Annotated in this window: 23 protein-coding genes and 1 tRNA gene; 13 read left to right on the plus strand and 11 right to left on the minus strand. The window is 67.9% G+C overall.

Features of this window, described 5'->3' with window-relative positions:
• Positions 1 to 36 precede the first annotated feature (36 nt).
• A complete protein-coding gene (locus tag EV684_RS07365) occupies positions 37 to 423 on the minus strand; it encodes a DUF2946 domain-containing protein (protein WP_132645735.1) in 387 nt (128 codons plus the stop codon).
• A gap of 126 nt (positions 424 to 549) precedes the next feature.
• Positions 550 to 2,409 (minus strand): dihydroxy-acid dehydratase, encoded by a 1,860-nt coding sequence (gene ilvD, locus EV684_RS07370; protein WP_132645737.1) that lies wholly within the window; start codon positions 2,407 to 2,409, stop codon positions 550 to 552.
• A gap of 157 nt (positions 2,410 to 2,566) precedes the next feature.
• On the opposite strand from ilvD, the gene EV684_RS07375 reads away from it, so the two are divergent.
• Positions 2,567 to 3,334 (plus strand): hypothetical protein, encoded by a 768-nt coding sequence (locus EV684_RS07375; protein WP_132645739.1) that lies wholly within the window; start codon positions 2,567 to 2,569, stop codon positions 3,332 to 3,334.
• Positions 3,335 to 3,362: 28 nt separating this feature from the next.
• Here EV684_RS07375 and EV684_RS07380 read toward each other — a convergent pair whose 3' ends face one another.
• The 6 genes from EV684_RS07380 to EV684_RS07405 form a co-directional block, all read right to left on the minus strand.
• On the minus strand, positions 3,363 to 3,908 hold the full coding sequence (locus EV684_RS07380; protein WP_132645741.1) for a DUF2062 domain-containing protein: 546 nt from the start codon (positions 3,906 to 3,908) through the stop codon (positions 3,363 to 3,365).
• Positions 3,905 to 4,162 carry a type 2 periplasmic-binding domain-containing protein gene (locus tag EV684_RS07385; RefSeq protein ID WP_207896846.1) on the minus strand — a complete coding sequence of 86 codons (258 nt, stop codon included), beginning with the start codon at positions 4,160 to 4,162 and terminating at the stop codon, positions 3,905 to 3,907. Before EV684_RS07385 ends, EV684_RS07380 begins: the two co-directional genes overlap by 4 nt.
• Positions 4,147 to 4,269, minus strand: a complete 123-nt coding sequence (locus EV684_RS24535) for a hypothetical protein (protein ID WP_259375548.1) — start codon at positions 4,267 to 4,269, stop codon at positions 4,147 to 4,149. The genes EV684_RS07385 and EV684_RS24535 overlap by 16 nt, the downstream gene beginning before the upstream one ends.
• A gap of 377 nt (positions 4,270 to 4,646) precedes the next feature.
• Entirely contained in the window at positions 4,647 to 4,793 is a 147-nt protein-coding gene (locus tag EV684_RS24305; RefSeq protein WP_242478567.1) for a hypothetical protein, read from the minus strand.
• Positions 4,794 to 4,847: 54 nt separating this feature from the next.
• Positions 4,848 to 6,119: an MFS transporter gene (locus tag EV684_RS07400; protein ID WP_243651098.1), complete on the minus strand. Its 1,272-nt coding sequence runs from the start codon at positions 6,117 to 6,119 to the stop codon at positions 4,848 to 4,850.
• Positions 6,120 to 6,129: 10 nt separating this feature from the next.
• Positions 6,130 to 7,476 (minus strand): LysR substrate-binding domain-containing protein, encoded by a 1,347-nt coding sequence (locus EV684_RS07405; RefSeq protein WP_132645743.1) that lies wholly within the window; start codon positions 7,474 to 7,476, stop codon positions 6,130 to 6,132.
• Positions 7,477 to 7,640: 164 nt separating this feature from the next.
• Here EV684_RS07405 and EV684_RS07410 point away from each other — a divergent pair, with 164 nt between their 5' ends.
• The 6 genes from EV684_RS07410 to EV684_RS07435 all read left to right on the plus strand — a co-directional run bounded on the left by EV684_RS07410 (position 7,641) and on the right by EV684_RS07435 (position 13,827).
• Positions 7,641 to 8,591: a carbamate kinase gene (locus tag EV684_RS07410; RefSeq protein ID WP_200222372.1), complete on the plus strand. Its 951-nt coding sequence runs from the start codon at positions 7,641 to 7,643 to the stop codon at positions 8,589 to 8,591.
• A gap of 8 nt (positions 8,592 to 8,599) precedes the next feature.
• Complete coding sequence (gene fdrA / locus EV684_RS07415) at positions 8,600 to 10,129, plus strand: acyl-CoA synthetase FdrA (protein WP_132645745.1); 1,530 nt, start codon at positions 8,600 to 8,602, stop codon at positions 10,127 to 10,129.
• A 2-nt stretch (positions 10,130 to 10,131) separates the two neighbouring features.
• Positions 10,132 to 11,550 (plus strand): YlbE family protein, encoded by a 1,419-nt coding sequence (locus tag EV684_RS07420; protein ID WP_132645747.1) that lies wholly within the window; start codon positions 10,132 to 10,134, stop codon positions 11,548 to 11,550.
• 9 nt (positions 11,551 to 11,559) lie between these two features.
• Entirely contained in the window at positions 11,560 to 12,255 is a 696-nt protein-coding gene (locus tag EV684_RS07425) for a DUF5058 family protein (protein ID WP_132645749.1), read from the plus strand.
• Complete coding sequence (locus EV684_RS07430) at positions 12,230 to 12,955, plus strand: hypothetical protein (protein WP_207896848.1); 726 nt, start codon at positions 12,230 to 12,232, stop codon at positions 12,953 to 12,955. The genes EV684_RS07425 and EV684_RS07430 overlap by 26 nt, the downstream gene beginning before the upstream one ends.
• Before the next feature lie 122 nt (positions 12,956 to 13,077).
• Entirely contained in the window at positions 13,078 to 13,827 is a 750-nt protein-coding gene (locus EV684_RS07435) for a DUF2877 domain-containing protein (RefSeq protein WP_165908422.1), read from the plus strand.
• 213 nt (positions 13,828 to 14,040) lie between these two features.
• Here the strand turns inward: EV684_RS07435 and EV684_RS07440 are convergent, their stop codons facing one another.
• Positions 14,041 to 14,805, minus strand: coding sequence for a WYL domain-containing protein (locus EV684_RS07440; RefSeq protein ID WP_200222373.1), 765 nt, complete (start codon positions 14,803 to 14,805; stop codon positions 14,041 to 14,043).
• A gap of 248 nt (positions 14,806 to 15,053) precedes the next feature.
• Between EV684_RS07440 and EV684_RS07445 the strand changes: the two genes are divergently transcribed.
• From EV684_RS07445 to EV684_RS24650, 6 genes are all read left to right on the plus strand, one after another.
• On the plus strand, positions 15,054 to 16,538 hold the full coding sequence (locus tag EV684_RS07445) for a DUF3375 domain-containing protein (RefSeq protein WP_207184493.1): 1,485 nt from the start codon (positions 15,054 to 15,056) through the stop codon (positions 16,536 to 16,538).
• Positions 16,519 to 17,259: a DUF4194 domain-containing protein gene (locus tag EV684_RS07450; RefSeq protein ID WP_132645755.1), complete on the plus strand. Its 741-nt coding sequence runs from the start codon at positions 16,519 to 16,521 to the stop codon at positions 17,257 to 17,259. The genes EV684_RS07445 and EV684_RS07450 overlap by 20 nt, the downstream gene beginning before the upstream one ends.
• Positions 17,256 to 20,612 (plus strand): ATP-binding protein, encoded by a 3,357-nt coding sequence (locus EV684_RS07455; RefSeq protein ID WP_132645757.1) that lies wholly within the window; start codon positions 17,256 to 17,258, stop codon positions 20,610 to 20,612. The genes EV684_RS07450 and EV684_RS07455 overlap by 4 nt, the downstream gene beginning before the upstream one ends.
• Entirely contained in the window at positions 20,587 to 21,822 is a 1,236-nt protein-coding gene (locus tag EV684_RS07460) for a Wadjet anti-phage system protein JetD domain-containing protein (RefSeq protein WP_132645759.1), read from the plus strand. Before EV684_RS07455 ends, EV684_RS07460 begins: the two co-directional genes overlap by 26 nt.
• An 897-nt stretch (positions 21,823 to 22,719) precedes the next feature.
• Positions 22,720 to 24,255, plus strand: coding sequence for a DNA recombination protein RmuC (locus EV684_RS07465; protein ID WP_455431287.1), 1,536 nt, complete (start codon positions 22,720 to 22,722; stop codon positions 24,253 to 24,255).
• Between the two features lie 57 nt (positions 24,256 to 24,312).
• A complete protein-coding gene (locus tag EV684_RS24650) occupies positions 24,313 to 24,486 on the plus strand; it encodes a metallophosphoesterase family protein (protein ID WP_338100672.1) in 174 nt (57 codons plus the stop codon).
• A gap of 64 nt (positions 24,487 to 24,550) precedes the next feature.
• On the opposite strand, the gene EV684_RS07475 is transcribed toward EV684_RS24650, so the two are convergent.
• Both EV684_RS07475 and EV684_RS07480 read right to left on the minus strand, forming a co-directional pair.
• Positions 24,551 to 24,638 (minus strand) — tRNA-Ser (locus EV684_RS07475).
• 65 nt (positions 24,639 to 24,703) lie between these two features.
• Positions 24,704 to 25,528: a symmetrical bis(5'-nucleosyl)-tetraphosphatase gene (locus EV684_RS07480; protein WP_132645761.1), complete on the minus strand. Its 825-nt coding sequence runs from the start codon at positions 25,526 to 25,528 to the stop codon at positions 24,704 to 24,706.
• Positions 25,529 to 25,571: the final 43 nt, after the last annotated feature.

Genomic DNA, 25,571 nt, shown 5'->3' on the forward strand with positions numbered 1-25,571 from the left:
GCCGCGTGCTGCAGCGCGTGGTGGCGCGTCGGGCGTTCAGCTCAGCACGAACGGCGGCGCGCGCGGCTGTGCGCTGCGCCAGGCGTGCGCTGTGCGCGGCGCGTGCCGAAAGGCGGGGGGCAGGGTGGCGTCGCGGCCGGCGGGCGGCACGACGAGCCGGTCCGCCGGCGGCAGGCCCGGCGTGGGCGCGTGCAGTGAGCAGAAAGGGCAGTGCTCCAGGCCATGGGCCTGGGCGGGGAGCGAGTCGGTGTCTTCGGCGCCGGCGGCGACCCAGCGCGAGCCTTCCGCGGTGCAGACCTCGACCCAGCCGACGCCGCGCGAGAACTGCAGCGCATGCGAGACCGAAGGCGCCAGAGCCGCGAACAGCAGCACCAGGCACGACAGCCAGGTGGCGAAGCGGCGGTTGACGCAGGTCCACGACATTGCAAAGAAGTGTACGTGGACCTCGCCAATGCGCAGTGTTTTTGCGCTGGCGCAACCGACTGCGCCGCTGCGGCATGCGGCGCCCGGTGCGAATCGGTGTTAGCCGGGCCCGAGGCCCGGCCCTGGTCAGCCTTCGAGCTTGGACAGGTCGCGCACCGCGCCCTTGTCGGCCGAGGTGGCCAAGAGCGCGTAGGCCTTCAGCGCCGCCGAGACCTTGCGCGGGCGCGGCTGGGCCGGCTTCCAGCCGAGCACGTCCTGCTCGGCGCGGCGCGCGGCCAGCGTCTTGTCGTCGACGAGCACGTCGATGCGGCGGTTGGGGATGTCGATGCGGATGCGGTCGCCGGTCTTCACCAGGCCGATCGTGCCGCCGGCCGCCGCCTCGGGCGAGCAGTGGCCGATCGACAGCCCCGAGGTGCCGCCGGAGAAGCGCCCGTCGGTCAGCAGCGCGCAGGCCTTGCCCAGGCCCTTGCTCTTGATGTAGCTCGTCGGGTAGAGCATCTCCTGCATGCCGGGGCCGCCCTTGGGGCCCTCGTAGCGCACGACGACGACGTCGCCGGCCTTCACCTGGTCACCGAGGATGTGCTCGACGGCCTCGTCCTGGCTCTCGACGACGTGCGCCGGACCTTCGAAGACCAGCAGGCTGTCGTCGACGCCGGCGGTCTTGACGACGCAGCCGTCGGGCGCGATGTTGCCGCGCAGCACCGCCAGCCCGCCTTCGCGCGAGAACGCGTGTTCGTTGGAGCGGATGCAGCCTTCAGCGCGGTCCAGGTCCAGGCTGGGCCAGCGGCTGGCCTGGCTGAATGCGACCTGGCTGGGCACGCCGGCGGGGCCGGCGAGGTAGAAGGTCTTCACCGCGTCGCTGGGCGCGCGCGCGATGTCCCACTCGTCGAGCGCGTGCTTGAGCGTCGGCGCGTGCACCGTCGGCACGTCGGTGTGCAGCTTGCCGGCGCGGTCGAGCTCACCCAGGATGGCCATGATGCCGCCAGCGCGGTGCACGTCCTCGATGTGGTACTTCTGCGTGTTCGGCGCCACCTTGCACAGCTGCGGCACGTGGCGCGACAGGCGGTCGATGTCGGCCATCGTGAAGTCGATGCCGGCTTCCTGGGCGATCGCCAGCAGGTGCAGGATGGTGTTGGTCGAGCCGCCCATCGCGATGTCCAGCGTCATCGCGTTCTCGAAGGCCTTGAAGCCGACCGCACGCGGCAGCACGCTCTCGTCGCCGCCTTCGTAGTGGCGCCTGGCGAGTTCGACGACCAGGCGGCCGGCGCGCTTGAACAGCTGCTCGCGGTCGGCGTGCGTCGCCACCACCGTGCCGTTGCCCGGCAGCGCCAGGCCCAGCGCCTCGGTCAGGCAGTTCATCGAGTTGGCGGTGAACATGCCCGAGCACGAGCCGCAGGTCGGGCAGGCCGAACGTTCGACCTCGGCGACGGTCTCGTCCGAGACCTTGGGGTCGGCGGCCATGATCATCGCGTCGATCAGGTCGAGCTTGCGGAACTCGACGGTCTGCGTCGCCGGGTTGGCCAGCCGCGTCTTGCCGGCTTCCATCGGCCCGCCGGAGACGAAGACCACGGGGATGTTCAGCCGCATCGCGGCCATCAGCATGCCCGGGGTGATCTTGTCGCAGTTGGAGATGCACACCAGCGCGTCGGCGCAGTGCGCGTTGACCATGTACTCGACCGAGTCGGCAATGATGTCGCGGCTGGGCAGCGAGTACAGCATGCCGTCGTGGCCCATCGCGATGCCGTCGTCGACGGCGATGGTGTTGAACTCCTTGGCGACGCCGCCGGCGGCCTCGATCTCGCGCGCGACGAGCTGCCCCAGGTCCTTCAGGTGCACGTGGCCCGGCACGAACTGCGTGAAGCTGTTGGCGACGGCGACGATGGGCTTGTCGAAGTCGCCGTCCTGCATGCCGGTGGCGCGCCACAGCGAGCGTGCACCCGCCATGTTGCGGCCGGCGGTGGAGGTCTTGGAACGGTAGGCGGGCATGGGCGGCACTCGTGGCTGGGGTTGTCCTGGCGGCGACGGCCCCGCAGCGCGGGGCGGGCCGACCCGGGATTCTCGCGCAGGCGTGCGCGGGTGGCCGGGGCGACTTGTATACCGTTGACAGTTGGTGGGGGCGGAGCTCGCCAGGGGGAGGCGTGGCATGAGCAGCCTACTCCCTGCGGTGGAAGCCCGCGTGGTGGTGGCCCGCCTCGGCGCCGTGGCGAGCGGCGACGCGAACAGAATGGCCAGCGCATCCATCGTCACACTCGAGGAATTTCCCGATATGTTGCCGCGCCTGCTGATCGGACTTTTTGCTGCCACCTCGATCTTTCTATCCGGTTGCGCTGGCACGCCGCTGAAGGCCGATGTCACCGCCCGCGAGTTGGACTCCAAGTCGGTCGTCATCCTGTCCGTCTCGCACGACGCCAGCGTCGGAGCCGGTGCGAAGGCCATCGTTTACCTCGACAACGAGGGTTCCGAGCGTGCCGTTCTGGTGTCTATGGATGACGTGATCCTGATGCCGCCCGAGAGCGACTTCTCCAGTCGGCGTGGGCTGTTGTACGTGCTCGAGCTGTCTCCTGGCCGGCATTCCATCGACGCCTGGCAGGTCTATTCCGCGGGTGTGCGGATGTCCAGCGAGGCCCCGAAACTCGAGTTCGATCTGCCTCCCGGCCAGGTGATCTACCTGGGCAACCTGCACGCCGAGCTCCTGCCCGGGCATCGCATGCTGTTCGGCTGGCGCGCCGCAGCAGACGCCCGCATGGTGGTCCGCGACGCCAGTCAGGAGGACATCGTGCTGGCCGAGCGGCGAGTGCCTGCACTCGCCGGTCGGGTTCGCGCGGCCCTGCTGACGCAAGGCCTGTGGTCTGAGGAGAGCGCCGGCTACCGCCGCATGGATCCGATCATCCTTGCGCCGGTGGGGCGTTGAACGTGATCTCGCGCTCGGTGCCCGCGGTTCAGCCCCTGGGCAGGCTGACTCGCCTTCGCCGCTTCCAGAGCACCTTGAGCCGCCAGATGGCCGAGACCACGAAGTAGGTCGTGATGCCGACGCCGGTGGCCATCATCGCCAGCCCCAGCAGCAGCGGCTTGCCGACGCCGAGGATGCGCTGGACGGCCCGCTGCCACCAGCTGACGTCGGCGGCGGGCTCGACCTCGGGCGCCACCAGCGCCGCCGGCGGCTGTGCGGGCTCGCCGAGCACGGCGCTGCCCAGGCGCCAGGCAGCGTAGTACAGCGGGCCGAAGGTCAGCGGGTTGCTCACCAGCGTGCTGGCGACCGCGGCGGGCACGTTGGCGCGCAGCGCCACGGCGGCGGCGGCGCTCAGCGGGATCTGCGCCAGCGGGACCAGCAGGCCGAAGAAGAAACCCAGCGCCATGCCCAGGGCCAGGCCGCGCCGGCTGAGGTGCCACAGGCGGGGGTGGTGCAGCGCCGGGCCGAGCCAGCGCAGCCAGCGGTTGGAGCGGATGGACTCGGCATCGGGCAGCCAGCGCCGCAGCGGTCTCACGTGCCGGCCTCCCGGCCACGGCGCGCCGCCGCGCGGGCGCCACGCCTGCCCTGCAGCGACGGCGCGGCGAAGACGCCGATCGCCGAGCCGCCCAGGTGGTGGCTGAAAGCCTTGACGCTGACCGAGTTGTGCCGCGGCGCGTCGGCGATCACCAGGTCCAGCGTGTGCGTCGCCAGCCCGGACAGCAGCCGGTCCAGGCGCCATTCACGGCAGACGATGCTCACCGGCTGCGCCACCTTCAGCGCCGGCTCCACGAGGTGTGGGCGATCGACTTGGGCACCCGGTGCGGCTGCCGGCTGGCCGCCGCCACGCTGCCGGTCCCGGCGACTTGCAGGAAGTAGTGCAGGTGCTTGTAGTTCACGGCGTGCGCGTTCCCCAGGGCCGCCCGGTGCTGCGGCGCGGGCGTCATCAGATTTGTGCGACGGTTCGGCGGCGAACCATCGAGTCTACGTTCGAGCGCACGGCGCGCCGCGTGTTCCGTGCAGGCCGTGGGGCGCCGGCGCCCGGTGGGGGGTCAGCCCAGTAGCGCGACGGCCGCGGCGCCCGGCGCGACGACGATCACCGGCGACACGCGGCCGTGGATCAGCGGCCCGAAAGCCGCCGGCGCCAGGCCGAAGTCGGCGTGGCTGCCGATCGCGGTGGTCCAGACCGGGGCACACCGCGCCCTGAGGTGCGGTTGACGGTGAAACCGAACTCGACGTCCTTGCCGGCGTTGGACAAGGTGCCGCTGCTGACCTCCTAGTCGTCCCGCACCCACGGGCAGCCCTGGGTGCCGACGTCCCGGTCGTGGTACTCGATGCGCCCGATCTCGCCGCTGGCGAGGTTCAGGCGAGCGCTGGCGGTGACGATGTCGTCGGCGAGTTCATCGGTGAGGGTGATCGGCACGGGAAGGTCCAGGGTGGGCGATAGTCCGCTGAATCTTGTGCCCTGCCGCGGCGCTCAGTAGCGCAGCTCCGTCCTGATCGTGCACCACAAGGCCACGAGCAGCGTGGCGCACAGGTACAGCGCCACCGCATAGCCGCTGTCGAAGCGGTTCAGCAGCATCAGGCAGATCGTTGGCGCCAGCGCGCCGCCCAGGATGCCGGCGGCCTGGAACCCCAGGCCGGTGCCGGTGTAGCGTACGTTCACCGGGAACAGCGCGGGCAGGTGCGCGGCCAGCGGGGCCCACAGCGCCGCCAGCAGGAACAGCGCGACGAAGGCCCCGGCGATGATCCACGGCAGTTGCATCGTGTCGAGCAGGTAGACGTAGGCGAAGCACCACACGATGTTCAGCACGGCGCCGATGGCCAGCACGCGCTTCGTCCCGTGGCGGTCGCTCAGGTAGCCGAACAGCGGAATGCCGCACATCTGCCCGACCGCCGCCGCCATGCCGACGACCAGCGCCGTCTCGCGCGGCAGGCCCAGGTGGGGCAGGTACACGAGCGGGAACAGCGCGAACACGTAGAAGGCGATGTCGCTGCCGGTGCGCGTGCCGACGGCCAGCAAGACCGGCTTGAGATGGTTGCGCGCGACCTCGAGCACGGGCGCCACCGGCTCCTTCTGCTGCATCTGCAGGAACTCGGGCGACTCGGCGAGGTGCAGGCGCATGTAGACGCCGACGCCCACGAGCAGGGCGCTGAGCAGGAACGGGATGCGCCAGCCCCAATCGAGCAACTGGGCCTCGGTCGTCAGGCTGGTGACGGCGGCGAACATGCCGCCGGCCAGCAGGAAGCCCAGCGGCGAGGCCATCTGCACGATGCTGCCCAGCAGCGCCTTGATCCTGCTGCCTTTGGCGTACTCGCTGACCATCAGCGTGGCGCCGCCCCACTCGCCGCCCAGCGCGATGCCCTGCAGCACGCGCAGCAGGCACAGCAGGTAGGCGCCGGTGGCGCCGGCCGTCGCGTAGTCGGGCAGGCAGCCGATCAGGAAGGTCGACGCGCCCATCAGGACCAGCGCGACGACCAGCACGTCGCGACGTCCGATGCGGTCGCCGAAGTGGCCGAAGATCACCGCGCCGAGCGGCCTTGCGATGAAGGCCACGCCGTAGGTCACCAGCGACAGCAGCAGCGCCAGGTTCGGGCTCATCTGCGAGAAGAACACCCGCGGGAAGATCAGCGCCGCCGCCGACCCGTAGATGAAGTGGTCGTAGAACTCCAGGGTCGTCCCGACCATGCCGGCCAGCGTCACGCGCAGCATGGCCGATCGTTTCGGAACTTCGTTCTCGGTGGACACGGTCGGCCTTTCAGTGGGTCGGCACAGGGAAGAGGTTGCCGATGGCCTGGGTGAACGGCTGGATCAGCGGATGGCGCTGGCGGAACAGGTCGTGGACATACGAATCGATCACCCCGCTCTGGTTCTTGGGCCGCACCAGCGACATCGGCGACGGCGCCCGGAAGACGCCGGGAACGTTCAGCCGGTGCAGCCGGCCGGCCTCGACATGGGGCTGGGCCACGACCTTCGGCAGGAAGCCGACGCCCAGCCCCAGCAGGTGCGCGTTGATCTTCGTCTCCATGTCCGGCACCAGCATTTCCTGCTGCCCCGTCAGGCGCCACGCCTGCCGCTTGTGCAGGTGGCGCGAGGTGTCCTCGATGTTGATGACGGGGCAGCGCCGCACGTCGTCCTCGGTCAGCGTCGACGCCCGGCGCACGAGCGGATGGCCGGCGGCGCAGACGAAGTCCCACTCGATCAGCCCCAGCGGCAGGCAGTGGTAGGTGTCGTCGATGGCGTGCAGGCCGGGCGCGCCGATGCCGGCGTGGGCGTTCTCGTGGATCACGTAATCCCAGACCCCCATGTTCACGGCGCGCTCGATGCGGAAGATCGTGCCGGGGAATCTCTCGTAGAGGTGGACCAGCAGCCGGGCCGCCCCGAGGGATTCGTACAAAAGATTGTTGAAGACCAGCGTGAAGCTCGGCTCGACACCCGAGGCCACCTTCTTGAGCTCTCGCGGCAAATCCTGCTGCCAGTCCAGCAGGTATTTTGCCTTTTCGATCAGGAGCAGGCCCGCGGCGGTAGGCGTGACCGAATGCGTGGTCCGGTTGATGAGCTTGATGTCGAGTATCTCTTCGAGATTTTTGATGCGATAGCTGATTGCCGACGTCGTTTTGTGCATCATTTCGGCGGCAACCGAGAAACTCTGGTGCTCGACCACCAGGAGAAAGGTATAAAGAGTTTCGAGGTCGAAGTTGTGCGGCGGCTTCGAATAACTTGTCATGGGGCGTCGTTCCCGAGGTGATGTCCGCACGGAGGTGCCGCCCACGCCGTCGTCCGGCGGCGTCGCGGCGAGCGCGAGACTAAGCCCTTGCGGGCTTCGCGTCATCGTCGCTTGCCCCGGGGCGGGCGCCGTCCGCATGCCGGCCCCGCCCGCGGCCGTGCCGGCCCGCGCGACGGGGTGACGCCGGGCAGGCTCCCGGTCGCGCCGGGACGCGCGGGTGACGGCGGCGTCGGCCTTGACGGCGTCGGCGTGGGCAGCGGGTGATCGCGGACGAAACATCTTGGGCGGTGATTCGATGGCGGCGACGACGGCCTCGGCGCGCGTCGCGGCGCCGCGGCGGTGATGGTCCGGCAGCGAACCCGGGAGAATTTCAGGCAAATCCTAGCGGGTAAATTCGCGGCGCCGCGGCAAACTTGTTGAAAAATTTTGCATGCGGATCGCATGAGTTTTCCGGAAAGCCGCTCGGGGCGCCGTCTAGAGTTGCTCTGCGGGCAATTGGTTGCCACGCAAGCCTTTCGGAGCAGCAAATGACAGGTGGAAAATTGGCTGTCGTCGCGATCGGTGGCAATGCCCTGATCAAATCGGCGGCGGAAGCCGAGGCCCAGGATCAGTACGACACGATCCGCGGCATCGCGACGCACGTCGCGAACATGATCGACGCCGGCTGGCGGGTCGTCATCACGCACGGCAACGGCCCTCAGGTGGGTTTCCTGCAGCGCCGTTCGGAAATGGCCCGGGGGGAAGTCCCGGTGGCGCCGCTGGAGCATTCGGTGGCCCATACCCAGGGCTCGATCGGATTCATGTTCCAGAACGCCCTGCACAACGAGTTCATCCGCCGCGGGCAGGCCGCGCGACGCGTCGTGACGGTCGTCACCCGCGTCGAGGTCGACGCCGCTGACGCGGCGTTCGCGAATCCCGACAAGCCGATCGGCGGCCACATGTCGTCGGAGCGGGCGCACGAGCTGGCGGCGTCGCAGGGCTGGTCGATCGCCGAGGATTCCGGGCGCGGCTGGCGCCGGGTAGTGGCGTCGCCCAAGCCCCGGGCGATCCTGGAAGAAGACAGCATCCTGCGGCTGCTGGCCGACGACACCGTGGTCATCGCCTGCGGCGGCGGCGGCATCCCGGTCGTGCGCAGCGCCGAAGGCGGCCACGAGAGCGTGCAGGCGGTCATCGACAAGGACCGTGTCTCGGCCCTGCTCGCCGTCAGCCTGCAGGCCGACCTGTTCGTCATCCCGACGGCGGTCGACAAGGTCGCGATCCGCTTCGGCCAGCCCGACATGCAGCCGCTCGGTGTCGTGCACGCCGACGAGGCCCGCCGCTACATGGCCGCCGGCGAGTTCGGCGTGGGCAGTATGCAGCCGAAGGTGGAGGCCATCCTGACCTACCTCGATCGGCGTCCCGGCGGGCGTGGCGTGATCACGTCCATCCACCAACTGGAGCAAGCCGTCGGCGACCGTGCCGTCGGCACGCAGTTCCACACCGAACAAGCCTGAGGTCAGACATGAAGTCGATTGGCTACATCAAGAAGAACACCTACTTCGATTCCGTCACGCTGATGGGCATCTCGAAGGGGCTGCTGGAGCTGCCCGGCGTGCTGCGCGTCTCGGTCAGCATGGGCACCGAGATGAACAAGCAGCTGCTGGCCGACGGCGGTTTCGACACCACCGAGGCCGCCGGCGCCGAGCCCAACGACGTGATGATCGTCTGCCAGCTCGACGACGCCCAGGACGAGTCCGCGACGCTGCAGGGGATCGAGGCGGCGATGAGCCGCCGCGCCGAAGCCGACGACTCGAAGCAGGCCAACCCGCGCACGCTGCAGGCGGCGGTGCGCCAGCTCGACCCGAACGTCGCGGTCATCTCGCTGCCGGGGCTGTATGCCGCGGCCGAGGCGCGCAAGGCGCTGCTGGCAGGGCTGCACGTCATGCTGTTCAGCGACAACGTCAGCCTCGAAGACGAGCGCTCGCTGAAGGAGCTCGCCCGCGACAAGGGCCTGCTGATGATGGGCCCCGACTGCGGCACCTCGATCATCGGCGGCACCGCGCTGTGCTTCGCCAACCAGGTGGAGCGCGGTTCGGTGGGCATCGTCAGCGCGTCGGGCACCGGCGCGCAGGAGATCTCGGTCCTGCTGAGCCGCGCCGGTGCCGGCGTCAGCCAGCTGATCGGCGTCGGCGGCCGCGACCTGAGCGCGCAGATCGGCGGCCTGATGATGTTCGAGGCGCTGGACGCGCTGGCGAACGACCCTGCCACCGAGGTCGTCGTGCTGATCTCCAAGCCGCCGCACCCGAGCATCGCCGAGGAGATCCGCCGCCGCGCCCGCGCCTGCGGCAAGCCGGTCGTGCTGTGTTTCCTCGGCGCCGCCGGCTCCGGCGAGCCCGACGGCAACGTGCTCGGCGCCTCGACGCTGGAGGCCGGCGCCGCGCAGACCCTGCGCGCGCTGTCGCGCCCGGTGCCTGACTGGATCGGCCAGGAAGGGCGGCTGCCGGCCGACTGCACGCCCTCCAGGAACGGCTACGTGCGGGCGCTGTTCTGCGGCGGCACGCTGACCGAGGAGTCGCGCCTCATCTTCCGCCAGGAGCGGCCGAACGCGCCGTGCTTCGGCAACACCGCCAAGAAGGCCGAGGAGCAGCTCGCGGACCCACTGCGCAGCCAGGCCCACACCTTCCTGGACATGGGCGACGACGTGTTCACGCGCGGCAAGCCGCACCCGATGATCGACCCGGAGGTCCGCAATGCGCGCATCGTCGCCGAGGGTTCGGACCCCGAGACGGCCGTGCTGCTGCTCGACTTCGTGCTCGGCTACGGCGGGCACCCCGATCCGGTCGGCTCGGCGCTGCCGGCGATCGAGAAGGCGCTGGCCGAGGCCCGGCGCCAGGGGCGCCGGCTGACGGTCGTCGCCTACGTGCTGGGCACGCCGAAAGACCCGCAGAACTTTGCCGACCAGTGCGCGCGCCTGCGTGATCTCGGCGTGCTGCTCGGTGAGACCAACGCCCATGCCGCCCGACTGGCGGCCCGCCTCGTCCAGGAGAACTGATGATGTCCAAAGTCCAAGAACTGTTCGGCTCGCCGCTGAAGGCGGTGAACCTGGGAACGGAGAACTTCTTCCACGACCTGCTCGACCAGGGCGTGTCGGCGGTGCACGTCGACTGGACGCCCCCGGCCGGCGGCAACCCCGAGCTGATGCGCGCGCTGTCGCTGCTGGAGAGCCCCGAAATCGATGCGGCCAACCAGGTCGCCATCGACCGCTTCCTCGCGGCCTCGCCGTTCCTGGTCGACTGCCGCCAGGCGATCGACGTCATCCCGGGCATGAAGCCCAACATGGTGCTGCACGCCGGGCCGCCGATCAGCTGGGACCGCATGTGCGGCCCGATGCGCGGCGCAATCATCGGCGTGATCATGCTGGAGGGCTTCGCCAAGACGCCGGAAGAGGCGGAGCAGGTCGCGGCCTCCGGCCAGATCGAGTTCTCGCCGTGCCACGACCACGACACCGTCGGCGCGATGGGCGGCGTGATCTCGGCGCACATGGCGGTCCACGTGTTCCAGAACAAGAAGCACGGCAACTTCGCCTATTGCGCCGTGCCCGAGGGCATGGGCGGCAAGCTGCTGCGCTACGGCGCCTTCGCGCCCGAGGTGCTCGAGCGGCTGCGCTGGATCGGCAGCGAGTACTGCAGCGTCATGCACGAGGCGCTGTCCAACAGCGAGGGCATCGACGCGCGTTCGCTGCAGTTCCAGGCGCTGCACATGGGTGACGAGGGCCACAACCGCAACAAGGCCGGCACCAGCCTGCTGCTGCGCGCGCTGTTCCCGCTGCTGCTGAAGACCGGGATCTCGCACGAGCGCCTGTCGCGCGTCGTCGACTTCGTCAACGGCAACGACGGCTACTTCCTCAGCATCAGCATGCCGGCGTCCAAGGTCTGCCTGGACGTGGCGCGCGACGTCCCGAACAGCACGATGGTGACGGCGATGTGCCGCAACGGCGTCGACTTCGGCATCCGCGTCTCCGGCCTCGGCGACACCTGGTTCGTCGGGCCGGCGCAGCGTGTCGTCGGGCTGTACTTCCCGGGCTTCGGCGACGACGACGCCAACCTCGACATGGGCGACTCCTGCATCACCGAGACCGCCGGCATCGGCGGCTTCGCGCTGAGCGGCGCGCCGGCGATCGTGCAGCTGATCGGCGGTTCGCCGTCCGAAGGCATCGAGATCTCCAAGCGCATGTACGACATCACGCTGACCGAGAACCTGAACTACTCGCAGCCGGTGCTGAACTTCAGGGGCTCGCCGACCGGCATCGACATCCGCAAGGTCGTCAGCACCAACATCCTGCCGGTCATCACGACGGGCAGCGTGCACAAGGAGCCCGGCATCGGGCAGGTCGGCGCCGGCATCACGACGCCGCCAATGGAGTGCTTCAGCCGCGCGGTCCTGGCGTTCGCGCAGCAATGGGCGCAGAACTGAGGCAAGGCCATGGACGAGATCATCAACAGCCCGCTGTTGTGGGCACTTTGCAGCGTCACGGTCGCGGTCGTGGCGTTCCAGGCGGTCGCGTACTTCCGCCTGACCAAGCGCCAGGCCGCGCGTGTCGACGTCAGCGAGGCGCAGTGCCGACAGGCCATGCGCATCGGCATGATGACCGCGGTCGGCCCGGCGCTGGGCATCCTCATCGTGATGGTCGGCCTGATGGCCGTGCTCGGCAACCCGCTGACCTGGATGCGGCTGTCGATCATCGTGTCGGCGACCAATGAGCTGGCCGCCGCGAAGATCGGCGCCGAGGCCGCGGGCGTGACCTTCGGCGGCGCCGACTACACGAAGGAGGCGCTGATGGTGTCCTGGTTCGGGATGTGGCTGAACGGCGTCGGCTCGCTGCTGGCGGTCGTGCTGTTCGCCAAGCACCTGGCCGGCATCCAGCGCAAGGTCGTCAGCCGCAACCCGCGGATCCTGGCGATCGTCAGCGGCGCCGCGATGTGCGCCATCTACGGCAACCTGAGCTCGGGAACGCTGCTCGGCGGTGGCGACTTCGTCGCCGCCTGGGCCGCGGCCGGCATCGCCACCTTCGGCTTCTATCAGATAGCGCAGCGCGTCGAGAAGCTGAAGGAATACAGCCTGGGTCTGGCGATGATCGTCGGAACGCTCGCCGGTGCCGCCTGGCACGGCCTCGCCTGAATCAGAGGTGAATGAAATGGACAATGCTGTCTACGAAAAGGAATGGGTTCGCCCGGTGCACCTCATCGGGAGAATCACGCTGATCGGCGTGTGCCTGTCGTCCTTTCTTCCGGTCGCGTACCTGTACCTGGTGCATGGCGTCGTTCCGCCGATGGACTGGATCATCAAGGACGTGCTGCTGATCACCGCGTCGTTCGGCTTCATCTGGCTGATCGAGCCGATCACGTTCTACCCGGCCCTCGGGATGATCGGCAGCTACCTCGCGTTCCTCACCGGCAACATCGGCACCAGCAAGCTCCCGGCGTCGGCCGTGGCGCAGGACATCATCAAGGTCGAGCCGGGCTCGCGGCAGGCCGAGGTGGTGTCGTCGATGGCGATCATCGGGTCGATCATCACGACGGTCGGCTTCGTCTGCGTCGGGGCGCTGGCGGGCACGGTGCTGCTCGCAGCGCTGCCGGCCGAGGTGCTGAACGCGATCAAGTCCTACACGGTGCCGGCGGTGTTCGGCTCGCTGATGGTCTCGTTCGCCATCAAGTACCCGAAGGTGATCCCGGTGGCGATCGGCGTGCCGCTGCTGCTCAGGCTCTTCGCCAAGGGCTTCGTGCCCGGTTATCTGTTCATCGTCTTCACGATCGTGGCCACGATTGCGGCGGCGCTGCTGATCTACAAGAACCAGATCTGGAAACAGCAGGAAAGCTGAACCGGTCGATCACGTGACCCTGCGCCGGAGGAGACTCCGGCGCTTCTTCGCCGTCTGCCATGCGGTCTCTTGAAGTCATCACGCGCTGCGGCCTGACGCTCGGCCCGTCCGGCGACGGCGTGGTGCATTCGTCGTTCCGCCAGGCGCTGAACTTTCGCCTCGACGGCGAACTGTTCAGCCTGCTGGGCCAAGGCCAGGCGCTGGCGCCTGCCGGCATGATCGTCGGCGGCCGGCCGGACTTCACGCGCTTCGCGCCCGGCGTGCGCGTGCTCCTGACGGCCGACGAAATCGTGGTGGCCGGGCAGCCGTTCTCGCTGCGTGCCGCCGCGGTGGCGAGCACCGCGATCGCCGATCACGGGCCGCCGGACGAGCGGCGGATCTCGGAACTGGCGGCCGTGCTGTCGCAATGGCTGTCGCGCGATCCTCCCGCGCACGGCTGGTTCGACTCGCTGCACGACGAGGCTTCGCCTTACGCGCCGGCGGTGCGCCGGGGCTGGCTGGCGTTGCAGGCGGCGGTGCGGGCGGGCGACGAGGACGCGCTGGTGCGCGCGTGTTCGGGCCTCGTCGGGCTCGGGCCGGGCCTGACGCCGTCGGGCGACGACTTCCTGCTCGGCATGTTCCTGGTGCTGCACTGGCGGGCGCCTGCGCTGGGCGCCAGGATCCTGGCCCAGGCCGCGCATGGCGCGTCGACGACCGACGTCAGCCAGGCCATGCTCCGGCGAGCGCTGCAGGGGTACGCGAGCCTGCTCTATCTGGCGGTGCTGGACCCCGGCACGGACCTGGAGTCGGCCTTGGCGAGGGCCGGGGCGTTCGGCCACTCGTCCGGGCACGACTGCCTGTGCGGGATGCTGTTTGCGGTGCAGCACGGGTAGGGGGGCCGGGGGGCGGTGACGCCCGAACTGCACGGCCGATTCCTGGGTGCGGCTGGAGGGGAGCAGGTCAGCGGGTGGAAGCGTGTCAAGTTCTTGTTGAGCGGCACGCAAAACTGCCTGCGGGCTTAGAACGTTGGAGCAGTCCGCGCCAGTGGCGCGACCTGAGCCGCGGGGGTCGTTGGCAATACGCCCGAGTACCCCGGTGCTGCTTGCTCAGTCGGCAGGTGCGAGCAGCGCTTGCACTTCCGCCCGGTTCCTCAAGGCAATCTGTTGCTCCTCGGGTTTGGTAGCGCCTGTGAGGTCCAAGCGCAGGTGCCTCAAGGCGTAGAACAAGAACGCCTGCCTGCACTCGAAGACGGCATAACCGTTCTGCATCCCGTAGTCCAGTTCGATGGCCCGCCTGTGCGATGCAGACAAGTCCGGGTGCGGCACCAAGACAAGCGGCACGAGCCTGTGCCAAGCCAGGTCCTGTTCGGGTCTGGCCCCCGCCTCCTCGAAGCCATCGACTTCGAGCATCCGGGCGATGACGAAGTCCAGGAACTGCTTACGCGTGTGGCAGTAGGCGCGCACATGCCAGCGAAAGCCGTCATGCGCCAATGCATGCGGCGTCATCGTGCGAGACACCGGCTGTGGTCGACTCATCGACTGGTACAGCACGCGCAGGGCGCACTTGTCCCGGATGGCTCGGAGCAGTGCCACCAACACCTCGGTTTGGAAGGTCCGACCCGGACTGGGGACTGTGGCCACCGCTGGAGTCCATCCGAGCAAGCTGGTCTGGTCGGCGTTAAGACCCGCCGCATGGGCCAGCAACTCGTTCAGAAAGCGGCCCGGGTCGCTCGACGGGTACAGCGGAGCGAACTCCGGAGTCGATACGTAGACCCGCGCGCTTCGGTCGTAGGCGAGGTTGGACGGAGCCAACTCGGAGTACTTCGCAATGTCCAGTGAGGACTGCGGCACTGAGATGCCGAAGAAGTCCATCAGGTCGCTGCGGTTGAGCCGTCCATCCCAGCGGAGCCTGAAGTCGATGAATTCCAGGCGCCTGTCTTGACTCCACCGGCCAGATGACGGGCCGCCAGCGGCCGCTGTGGCGCCCGCGGAACTCCGTGGTACTTCAGTCATCGTTGAATTGTGGCGCCAGGACAAAAACTAGACTAGCATAAAAACTAGTCGTATAGTGTGCCGCGAGAGGTTGCACTGGAGATGCTTGTGGACAGCGTCATCGGTCGTTGGAGCACTGGGAGCGTCGGGTGAAAGCGCTGCGGGCTGCGGCTGCTTTGCGCAACCTCCGGGAGCAGCCACTGTGGCGGCTCCTTGCGGCGATAAGGGCGCCGGTCGTGCTCGCGCTGCTGCAGTCGCTGTTCGGGGACACCGACAAGTCGCTGCCCAGTTCAGTCGTGCTGGAGCGTGTGGCGCGGGACATCGATGCGCTGCGTTCGAGCGGCGAGGACCTGCCGCAAGCGCCACAGGCCTATATCGCCGAATGGCTTGTCCAAGGTTGGCTCACCCGGCGCTTCCCCGCTGGTGCTCCCGAGGAAGAGTACGAACTTTCCGCTGAGGCGTTGACTGCGCTTCGGTTCGTCACGGGGTTGCTGAAGCCTCGGACGACGGCCACGGAAAGCCGGCTTTCGGTGGTCATCCACCAGTTGTCGCGGCTGTCTGAAGAGACCAACTCGAACCCCGAGGCCCGCTTGGCGGCACTGCGAGCCGAGCGTGACCGCATCGACGCGGCCATCGCGGAGGTCCAGCGCGGCGGCGTCACCACCCTTGCGCCTGACCGCGCTTTGGAGCGCGCACGCGAAGTCATCGCGCTCGCCCAGGAACTGGCGGGGGACTTTCGAAGCGTTCGTGACGAGTTCGAGCGCCTGAACCGCGGCCTGCGTCAGAGCTTGATGGAGAACGAGGGCAGCCGTGGCGACGTTCTCGAGCAGCTCTTCGCGGGTGTCGACCTCATCGGCGAGAGCGACGCGGGCCGGACGTTCAACGCCTTCTGGCGCTTGTTGACCGACAGCGAGCAGGCGGCGACCTTGCGCGAGTCACTCGACGAGGTGACGAGCCGACCGTTCGCCCGGCAACTGGAGTCACCCGAGCGCAAGTTCCTCCTGGGCCTGACGGGCACCCTGCTGGATGAAGGCCGCGGTGTGCACGACGTGCTCCAGAACTTCGCCCGCAGCCTCAAGAGCTTCGTGCAGAGCCGCGAGTTCCTGGAGCACCGGCGCCTGCACGGCCTGCTGAAGGAGGCGACGCAGGCCGCGCTGAGTGCCAAGGACGCCATCCGCGCGAACGAACAGGTGGATTTCGAGCTCATGCAGTCCAGCAGCCGCATCCGGTCGGTGTCGCAGTGGGCGCTGTACGACCCGGCCCAGCGGGTGACTGACTCGTCGATGTTGGCCGCGGAGCCCTCCGAACTCGACCTGGAAACCGTCGGCGAGCTCGTCCGGCAGTCCGAAATCGACTTCCGCACGCTCAAGGCGCACGTGCGGACCCTCCTGGAGCGTCAGTCCCAGGCAACGATTGGCCAAGTTCTTGCCGAGTTTCCGGCGGAGCAGGGCCTGGGAAGCGTTGTCGGCTACGTGGCCCTTGGCTCCAAGTGCGGAGAGGTCACGGACGGCTTCGAGGTCGTCTCGTGGGAGGGCGGTGACGCGGTGCAGCGGCGCGCCAGGGTACCGACCATCTACTTCATGAGGGAGCGCTATGTTGAGCTCGTCGACTGACCTGTCGGAGGAACCGCTGGCGACCGACACCGGTACCCACGGCGCGGCCGGCGATGCCTGCGCCTTTCTGGGCGATACCGGAGCGCTTCCCGTGGACACCCGGCGTGTCTTGGTCCAACTGCTGCTGGGGCCGTCGGTCGACGCCCGGCGCCAGTCCAAACTCTGGCCGGTCCTGCTGCGGGACGAGTCTGTCATCCGGTCGCGCTTGCACGAGCTCTTCCTTGAGGTCGTCATCGACCACGAGCAGCGCGTCGCGTTCACTCGTCAGGTCGTCTCCGACGAGCTCGATGTTCCCGTGCTTCTGCGAAAGGCGCAGCTGACATTCCTCGAGACGGCGCTGCTGCTCTACCTGAGGCAGAGGCTCACGCAGGCCGATGCGCAAGGCGAACGTGCCGTCGTGTCTCTCGACGAGCTGCAGGAGCATCTCTCGGTGTTCGAGCGAACCGGCAACTCCGACCGCGCCCGGTTCCAGCGCCAGAGCGTGAACGCCGTCGACAAAGCCAAGAAGCTCAGCCTTCTGCAGGCGATTCGAGGCTCGGGGGACCGCTACGAGGTCTCGCCGACGCTGAAGCTGCTGTTCTCCGCCGAGGAAATCCAGCACCTGACGCGGACCTACACGGCCCTGGCATCCGGCCATCGCGACGGCGCCGTGGGTAGCGAAGCTCGCGAAGAAGACGACGGGGAGGACTTGCCGATGACCGACGACGAGGAGTCGCTGTGAACCCCGTTGGCCAAGGCAGCTTGCTGGACGGCAGCGGCGAGCAGTTCCGTCTCGCCCGCATCCAGACCTTCAATTGGGGCACGTTTTCGAACGTCTTCGACTTCCGAATCCCGAAGGAAGGCTACCTCTTCGTGGGTCCGTCCGGCTCCGGAAAGTCCACCATCCTGGATGCCCACGCCGCGTTGATGACCCCGCCGAAGTGGGTCGACTTCAACGTCGCAGCGCGGGAAGCCGAACGTCACGGTCGCGACCGCAACGTCATGACCTACCTGCGCGGTGCTTGGGCGCAGCAGACGGGAGATTCCGGCGAGTTCGTCTCGCAGTACCTGCGAAGCGAAACGACCTGGTCGGCCATCGCCGAAACCTACCGCGACGACCACGGGCGCATCGTCGTCCTGGCGCAGGTTTGGTGGGTGAAGGGCAAGTCCACCGCTCGCGCGGACGCGAAGGGGCTGTTCCTGACCCTCGAGCGCGAGTTCGACGTTCAGGAACTCGAGTTCTTCGCCAGGAGCGACTTTGATACGCGGCGCTTCAAGCGCGACCTCCCCGACGCGAGAGTCCATACCGAGTTCAGCGCGTACCAGGAGCGTTTTCGCCGGTTGCTGGGCATCGACAACGAGCGAGCGCTGCGTCTTCTGCACAAGACCCAGTCGGCCAAGAACCTCGGGGACCTCAACGTCTTCCTGCGCGACTTCATGCTCGACGAGCCGGAGACCTTCGGCATCGCCACGAGCTTGGTCAACGAGTTCGGCGAGCTGAACGCCGCTCACCAGGAAGTCGTGGCCGCACGCAAGCAAGTCGAGACGCTCAGGCCGGCACGAGACGAGTACGCCGAGCTGGAGGGCGTCAAACGGCAGCGCAACGACCTTCTGGCCGTTCAGTCGGCCATCGACCAGTACCGGGAGCATCGCCGCAAGCTCTTGCTCGACGAGCGCATCGCCGAACTGGAGGTCGACAGAAAGGGCTCCGCGCAGGAAAGCCAGCGCCTGGCGGCCATCGCCGCCAACGAGGCTGAAAAGCTTTCCGACCTGCGAGGGCGCAGGTCGGAGATGGGGGCGGACGTTTTGGCCCGCCTGGAGAAGGACATCGAGCAGGCCGAGGCCGAGAAGCCCCTCCGCTTGACCAAGCGTGACCAGGCCGCGGCTGCGTGCCAGGCGATGGGATGGGCGGTCCCCGACAGCGTGGTCGGGTTTGTTCAGCGTGTGGAAGCGGCCAAGCAGCGGGTCCTGAATGCCCGCGAGATCAAGGTCGAACTCGAGAGCCGCAAGGACGGGTTGAAGGAGCAGCGGCGTCTGGCTGCCGACGAGTTCAAGAGGACGGTTACCGAGGTCAGGGCGCTCGAGCGCCAAAAGTCCAACCTGCCGGCTGAACTCGTGGACCTTCGAGCGGACATGGCTCGCGACCTCTCCATCCCCGAGGAGAAGCTACCCTTCGTCGGCGAGCTTATCGAGGTGCGGCCGGATGCCGCCGCGTGGCAAGGCGCCATCGAGCGGGTGCTCGGCGGCTTCGCCCGTTCCATCCTGGTCGACGACAAGCACTACGCGGCCGTCTCCGCCTACGTGAACGACCGGACCATCCAAGGGCGGCTCGTGTACTTCCGCGTCATCCCGCAGGTCACGGCCCGCAGTCCGGGGCCCAACTCCCTCGTGCGCAAGCTCAACGTCGCCCCCGGCCCGTTCGGCGAGTGGGTCAAGGATGAGCTGAAGGTGCACTTTGACTTCGAATGCGCCGAAACGCTCCAAGCGTTCCGCAACGCTCAGCGTGCCGTGACCCGGGAAGGGCAGGTCAAGCACAACACGATGCGGCACGAGAAAAACGACCGGTACCCGGTCAGCGACCGGAGCCGCTGGGTGCTGGGCTTCGACAACAAGGCGAAGCTGGCGCTGTACCGGGATAAGGCCGCGGAGCTGGGCGCTCGCGTTGCCGGTTTGGAGGCTACGCTCAACAAGCTGGTAGACGAGGAAGACGTCCATCAACAGCAGTTGCTCCACTGTCAGACGCTTTCGAACCTCTCCTGGAACGAGGTCGACGTCGGCTCTCTGCTTTCCCGCATCGACGACCTGAAGGGGCGTTTGGCTGCTGAACGCGCGGCGAGGCCCGACCTCGCCGTGCTGGACGACCGCATCAAGGCCCAGCAACAGGTCTACCAAGCGGCCCTGGACTCCAAGCACGGGGAGGATGTGCGTGGCGGGGGCATCTTGCGCGAGTTGAAGGCCCTGGAGGTCAAGCGCGATGAGCTCGTGCGCATGTGGCCGACCTGCGACAGAGTGCCCTCGTTCGCGGAGGCCATCGCGGCGCGATTCGCGGCGACGGGAAAAGCCTTGACGCTGGAGAGCCTGGACCAGGTGGCGGTGCAGGTTGAGCGGGCGCTCGGCACCGAGCTGCGAGCGCTGGACACCCGCATAGGCGAGCTCGGCAGCTCCATCGTGCGGCGGTTTGCGGAATTCAACCGCCTCTGGCCGGCGGTGGCTGGAGGACTCGACGCGACGCTCGCCAGCGCCGAGGACTATCTGGCGAAGCTCAAGCGACTCGAAGACGACAACCTGCCCGCGTTCGAAGACCGGTTCTTCAAGCTGCTTCGCGAGCAGAGCGACCAGAACCTGACGCTGCTGGCCACCAAGCTGGACGAGGAGCGCTCGGCCATCCGCTCGCGCATGGAGCTCGTCAACGAGAGCCTGCGCACCGCGCCGTTCAATTCGGGCACGCATCTCGTCATCCAGACCCTGGAGAAGTCCCTCGAGGACGTTCGGCTCTTCCGCGCGAGCTTGAGGGAGTCGCTGAGTCATTCGTTCTCGAACGACCGCGCGCTGGCCGAGGAGCGCTTCGAGGTCTTGTCGGTACTGGTCAAGCGTTTGGCCAGCCAGGAGACGGTCGACAAGAACTGGCGCAGCCTCGTGCTCGATGTCCGGCAGCACGTCGAGTTCGTCGCCCGAGAGTTCGACGAGGACGACATGGAGGTGGAGGTCTACCGCAGCGGCGCCGGCAAGTCCGGCGGCCAGCGCCAGAAGCTCGCTGCGACCTGTCTGGCAGCGGCGCTGCGCTACCAGCTCGGCGGCCAGGACCGGGCGCTGCCGAGCTACTCCACGGTCGTGCTCGACGAAGCATTCGACAAGGCCGACTCCGAGTTCACCGCGATGGCGATGAACATCTTCAAGACCTTCGGTTTCCAGATGATTGTGGCCACGCCGCTGAAGTCGGTGATGACGCTCGAGCCGTTTATCGGCGGCGCGTGCTTCGTGACCATCAAGGACCGGAAGAGGTCGGCCGTACTCCCCATCGACTACGACGAGGACACCCGCCGACTGAAGCTCCCCCTAGAAGCGCGCCATGCCGAAGAAGCTGCTGCTTCCTGAAGCCGTGCGTGACCTCCTGGTCCGCCGCTTCAACAACCAACACCAGGCCTGGCTGATAGGCGGCGGAAGCTGGCCGCTGGTCGTCTCGCTCGGGATACCGACCGAGAAGGACATCGCCGGGGACCCGCAGGCTGTCCGCGCGTGGGCCGATGCCTGGCAGGCGCGAACCGGCCCCGGCCGGGTCGTGTGCGAGGAGCGGCAGTTCGCCCGGCTGGGACGGCACAGTCTTCCGGTCCACCTGGAACTTTCGGACGCTGGTCAGGTCGCCGCGGTAGTGGGTCAGGCCCGCCGCTGGACGACGGCCTCCGAGCGCTTCCGTGAGCTGGTCGAGCGCTGGCCAGTGCCCGCGCTCCGTGCAGAGCTCGCGTCTCGATTCGATGTCCTGGCCGACTACTCCAAAGACGACTTCATCCGATTGACTTCACTGCTCGCATGGCTGGAGCGGAACCCGAAGTCCGGTCTTTACCTGCGGCAGGTACCCGTGGAAGGGCTGGACACCAAGTGGCTCGAGAAGCGGACGGCGCTCGTCGCGGCGCTTCTGCGGGCTTTGCGGAACTCAGATGGCTCGGAGGAAGCGGACTTTCATGAGCTTTGCGGTCTGCGCAAGCCCGCGCACCGCGTCCGCATCCGGCTGCTGTGCCCCTCGCTGCGAAGTCTGGTCGGCGGTCTGGGCGACCTCGAGGCACCGGTGGGCGAACTCGCGAGCCTGCCGCTGAGGCCAAAGTCTGTCGTCATCGTCGAGAACCTCGAGACGGGGCTTGCGCTGCCGGACATCCCGGGAACGGTCGCCATCATGCGGCTCGGGAACGCGGTCAGCGCCTTGGGTGCGCTGCCCTGGCTGCAGGGCGTCCCCGCGGTTTACTGGGGCGACATCGACACCCATGGCTTCGCAATCCTGAACAGAGCGCGCGGCCCACTGCCACAGTCTCGGTCGGTCCTGATGGACGAAGAAACGCTGGTGGCCCATCGCGCGCTGTGGGGGCTAGAGGCCTCGCAATGCTCCGACCTCCAGTTCGACCGGTTGACGTTGGATGAGCGCGCCGTGTATCAGAACCTGCGGGCGGGCACCTGGGGTCCCCGTGTCCGCCTGGAACAGGAACGCCTGGATTGGCCGAGCGCGGTGGAGGCTTTGATGTCGGCGCTCGACGACGTGCAGCACGCATCAACCGCCGACGAGGCGAAATTCGCCGAAGCGGCTCTCCCGAACTAACAACAAACCATGACCGAAACACAGTTCTTCGTTCTGCTGGCGCTCGGCGCTGGGCTGCTCCTTCTTCAACTCATCGTGCTGCTTCGCAAGGTGAAGCTCGAGACGCCGCCTGAGCTGGCCGCCCGGCTGTCGTTGCTCGAGCAGGCGTCGCAAGGCCTGGTTCAGACGGTCTCGCGCAGCGAAGGCGGCATGCAGCGCATCGAGCAGCAACTCCGGGCCTTCACCGAGACGACCGGTGACAGCCTGTCGGCAGCCCGGAAGGCCATCGACGAGCAGTTGGAGCGGTCGGTCGCCGAGGCCAGAAGCGGACGTGGCGAGCTGAGCCAGTCTTTTCAGTCGTTCGAGGGGCGCCTTGCGCAGCAGATTACCTCACTGGCCGGTAACGTCGATGCGCGGCTCTCGGCACTGCAGACGACGACCAGCGAAAGCCTGGAGGCCAACCGCAAGGTCGTGGACGAGAAGCTGGGCCAGTCGCTGGAGGAGGCCCGGAGTGGCCGCGTCGAACTGACCAACGCGTTCGGTGCGTTCGAATCGAAGCTAGAGCAGCGGTTCGCGACCTTCGACCAGGCGCTCGGGGGCCGGTTCGACGCGTTGCAGGCCGCGCTCACCGACCGTCTGGATGCGTCGAGCAAGGCGCTGCTTGACCTGCTCACCCAGGCGCAGACCGATGCCGCGCTTGCTCGCGCCGAAACCACACAAGCGTTGACCGGCTTCCGGACGGAGATGGCGACCCACCTCGCAACGGTCTCTCAGGAGACGGTCATGTCCAGAGAGGCACTGGCCGCGAGCGCTGCGGCGTTCGAGCAGCGCATCCAGGAGCGCTTCGAGGCCCTGACAAACGCCACTCGCGGAACGCTCGATTCGCTGAAGGCCGATGTGCTGAACCAGCTGGGCGTCATGTCGACCGCGATGAAGGAGCAAATGGACCTCAATGGAACCCAGGTCGAACAGCGGTTCGCCGCGTTCGGCACGGAGCTGGGGACCCGCTTCGAAGCACTTCAGGCCGCGCTTAACGACCGACTCGAGGCGTCGAGCAAAGCACTGCTGGACCTGCTTAGCCAGGCGCAGACCGACGCCGCGCATGCTCGCGCCGAGACCGCGCAGGCCTTGACTGGTTTCCGGACCGAGATGGCGACTCATCTCGCAACCGTCTCGCAGGAGACCGTGAAATCGAGAGAGGCGCTGGCCGCGAGTGCGGCCGCCTTCGAGGAGCGCATCCAGGAGCGGTTCGAGGCCCTGACGGTCGCGACCCGAGGAACTCTCGATTCCCTGAAGGCGGATGTCCTCAGTCAGCTTGGCGTGATGTCGACGGCGATGAAGGAGCAGCTGGACGGCAATGGAAACCAGGTCCGCAACCAGTTCGCCACGTTGCAGGACGCAGTCGCTCAGCAACTCGGCGCCATGGCGCAAGGCTCGCAGACCAATTCCGAGCAACTACGCAGTGCGCTGAACGAGCGGCTCGCGGCCATCCAGAAGGACAACACCGAGAAGCTCGAAGAGATGCGGCGCACCGTCGACGAGAAGCTGCACGCGACCCTCGAGCAGCGACTCGGAGACTCCTTCAAGCTGGTCAGCGAGCGCCTGGAGCAGGTCCACACCGGCCTGGGCGAGATGAAGAACCTCGCGGGTAGCGTCGGCGACTTGAAACGTGTCATGACCAACGTGCGCAACCGCGGCACATGGGGCGAGGTGCAGCTCGGCGCCATCATCGAGAGCCTGCTGACGGCGGAGCAGTTCGCGCGCAACGTGAAGACCGTTCCGGGGAGCAACGACCTCGTCGAGTACGCGGTGAAGATGCCGGGCAGGTCAGACGACGCGCCTGTCTGGCTTCCGATGGACTCGAAGTACCCGGTGGAGCACTACCAGCGACTGCTCGATGCGCACGAGACGATGGAGAAGACGGTCATCCAGCAAGCGATGGGCGCCTTCGAGTCTTCCATCCGCGCCGAGGCGAAGAAAATTGCGAGCAAGTACGTCAGCCCCCCTCACACGACCGACTTCGCCATCCTTTTCTTGCCGACCGAGGGCCTGTTCGCCGAGGTGGCGCGCATCCCCGGTCTGGTCGAGGCACTGCAGAACGAGCATCGAGTCGTCGTCGCCGGGCCGACCACGCTGGCGGCGATGCTCAACAGTTTGCGACTCGGCTTCCGGACGCTGGCAATCGAGAAACGGTCGTCGGAAGTCTGGGGCATCCTGGGCAGCGTCAAGACAGAGTTCAGGAAGTTCGGCGACATCGTCGAATCGACCAAGAAGTCTATCGACGCCGCGGCCAAGAAGTTCGACGAGGTGGGCGTACGTACCCGCGCGGTTGAGCGGAAGCTTCGCGATGTGCAAGAGCTGCCTGCTGTGGAGCGCGCGCCGGCGCTGACGGCGGGCGACCTGTTGCCACTGGAGGAGGACGGCGCCACCTCCGGGGTGGCGCTTCCGGGCTGATGCTGGCCGCGATGCGCAATGGCGACCGCGAGCACCCAAGCGATGAGCCCGGTCGTGATGGTTGGGCTGAATTCCGACACGCATGGCCTCCTGCGGCCCCAGGCGCTGGACGCGCTGGCAGGTGTCAACCACATCGTCCACGCCGGCGACATTGGGTCGCTGGACATACTCCGGCGCTTACCACAACTCGTCAAAAAAGCAAAATGTGTCCTATGGGTAGTGAAGCCATAACGCGGCAGACGGCCACTTTATGGTTAACGGCACATTCCATCCGCTGGGTCGCGATGGGCCCCCCTGGCGGAAGCGGTGAGATTCGAACTCACGGACGGTTGCCCGTCGCCGGTTTTCAAGACCGGTGCAATCGACCACTCTGCCACGCTTCCAGGGTCGTCCGGCCTTGCGCCGGAACCCTCGATTCTAGGTCGGCGCGCGCCCCTGCGGCGCGGGCTCAGGCGCCCGGCCGCTGCGCCTGGCTGCAGCCGACCTGCACCAGCTCCTGGCGGCCGCCGTCCACGCGCACCGCGCTGAGGCGGCCGCCCCAGACGCAGCCGGTGTCCAGCGCCATCAGATCGGGCTCGACCACCAATCCCAGCGTGCTCCAGTGGCCGAAGGCGATCGGCTCGCCGGTGGTCCTGCGGCCGGGTACCTCGAACCACGGCATCAGCCCCGGCGGCGCCTCGGCGGCGCCGTCCTTGGTCTTGAAGTCCAGCGTGCCGTCGGCACGGCAAAAGCGGATGCGCGTCAGCGTGTTGACGACGAAACGCAGCCGGTCGGTGCCGCGCAGCCCGTCGTCCCAGCGCGCAGGCTCGTTGCCGTACATGCGCTGAAGGAAGGCCTGCAGGTCCGGGCCGCGCAGGCAGTCCTGCACCTCGGCGGCCAGCGCCAGCGTCTGCGCCCTGTCCCATTGCGGCACCACGCCAGCATGCACGCACAGCCAGCCGGCCTCGACGTGCGCCAGCGGGCGCTGGCGCAGCCATTCGACCCAGGCCGCGGCGTCGGGCGCGGCGAGGATCTCGCCCAGCGTGTCGTTCCTGTGCAGCGGCCGCACGCCGTGCGCCACCGCCAGCGTGTGCAGGTCGTGGTTGCCCAGCAGGCACACCGCGGCGTCACCCAGCTCGCGCAGCCGGCGCAGCACGGCCAGGTTGGCCGGTCCGCGGTTGACCAGGTCGCCGAGCACGACCAGGCGGTCGCGCGACGGAGAGAAGCCGGTTTCGGCGAGCAGCCGTTCCAGTGCGTCCGCACAACCCTGCACGTCGCCAGCGAGGTAGATCATGGCGCGGATTCTGCTACGCTCGCCCGCCTTCCCACAGCCCGTC

Source organism: Rubrivivax gelatinosus, assembly GCF_004340905.1.
GTDB classification, from domain to species: domain Bacteria; phylum Pseudomonadota; class Gammaproteobacteria; order Burkholderiales; family Burkholderiaceae_C; genus Rubrivivax; species Rubrivivax gelatinosus.

Excerpts from the sequence above, each read along its gene's own strand:
- EV684_RS07480 (WP_132645761.1), bottom strand. The coding sequence starts at position 25,528 with ATGATCTACCTCGCTGGCGACGTGCAGGGTTGTGCGGACGCACTGGAA.
- EV684_RS07460 (WP_132645759.1), top strand. The coding sequence starts at position 20,587 with ATGCCGAAGAAGCTGCTGCTTCCTGAAGCCGTGCGTGACCTCCTGGTC.
- EV684_RS07465 (WP_455431287.1), top strand. The coding sequence starts at position 22,720 with ATGTCGACCGCGATGAAGGAGCAAATGGACCTCAATGGAACCCAGGTC.
- ilvD (WP_132645737.1), bottom strand. The coding sequence starts at position 2,409 with ATGCCCGCCTACCGTTCCAAGACCTCCACCGCCGGCCGCAACATGGCG.
- EV684_RS24650 (WP_338100672.1), top strand. The coding sequence starts at position 24,313 with ATGGTTGGGCTGAATTCCGACACGCATGGCCTCCTGCGGCCCCAGGCG.
- EV684_RS07375 (WP_132645739.1), top strand. The coding sequence starts at position 2,567 with ATGAGCAGCCTACTCCCTGCGGTGGAAGCCCGCGTGGTGGTGGCCCGC.
- EV684_RS07440 (WP_200222373.1), bottom strand. The coding sequence starts at position 14,805 with ATGGACTTCTTCGGCATCTCAGTGCCGCAGTCCTCACTGGACATTGCG.
- fdrA (WP_132645745.1), top strand. The coding sequence starts at position 8,600 with ATGAAGTCGATTGGCTACATCAAGAAGAACACCTACTTCGATTCCGTC.
- EV684_RS07420 (WP_132645747.1), top strand. The coding sequence starts at position 10,132 with ATGTCCAAAGTCCAAGAACTGTTCGGCTCGCCGCTGAAGGCGGTGAAC.
- EV684_RS07425 (WP_132645749.1), top strand. The coding sequence starts at position 11,560 with ATGGACGAGATCATCAACAGCCCGCTGTTGTGGGCACTTTGCAGCGTC.
- EV684_RS07450 (WP_132645755.1), top strand. The coding sequence starts at position 16,519 with ATGTTGAGCTCGTCGACTGACCTGTCGGAGGAACCGCTGGCGACCGAC.
- EV684_RS07365 (WP_132645735.1), bottom strand. The coding sequence starts at position 423 with ATGTCGTGGACCTGCGTCAACCGCCGCTTCGCCACCTGGCTGTCGTGC.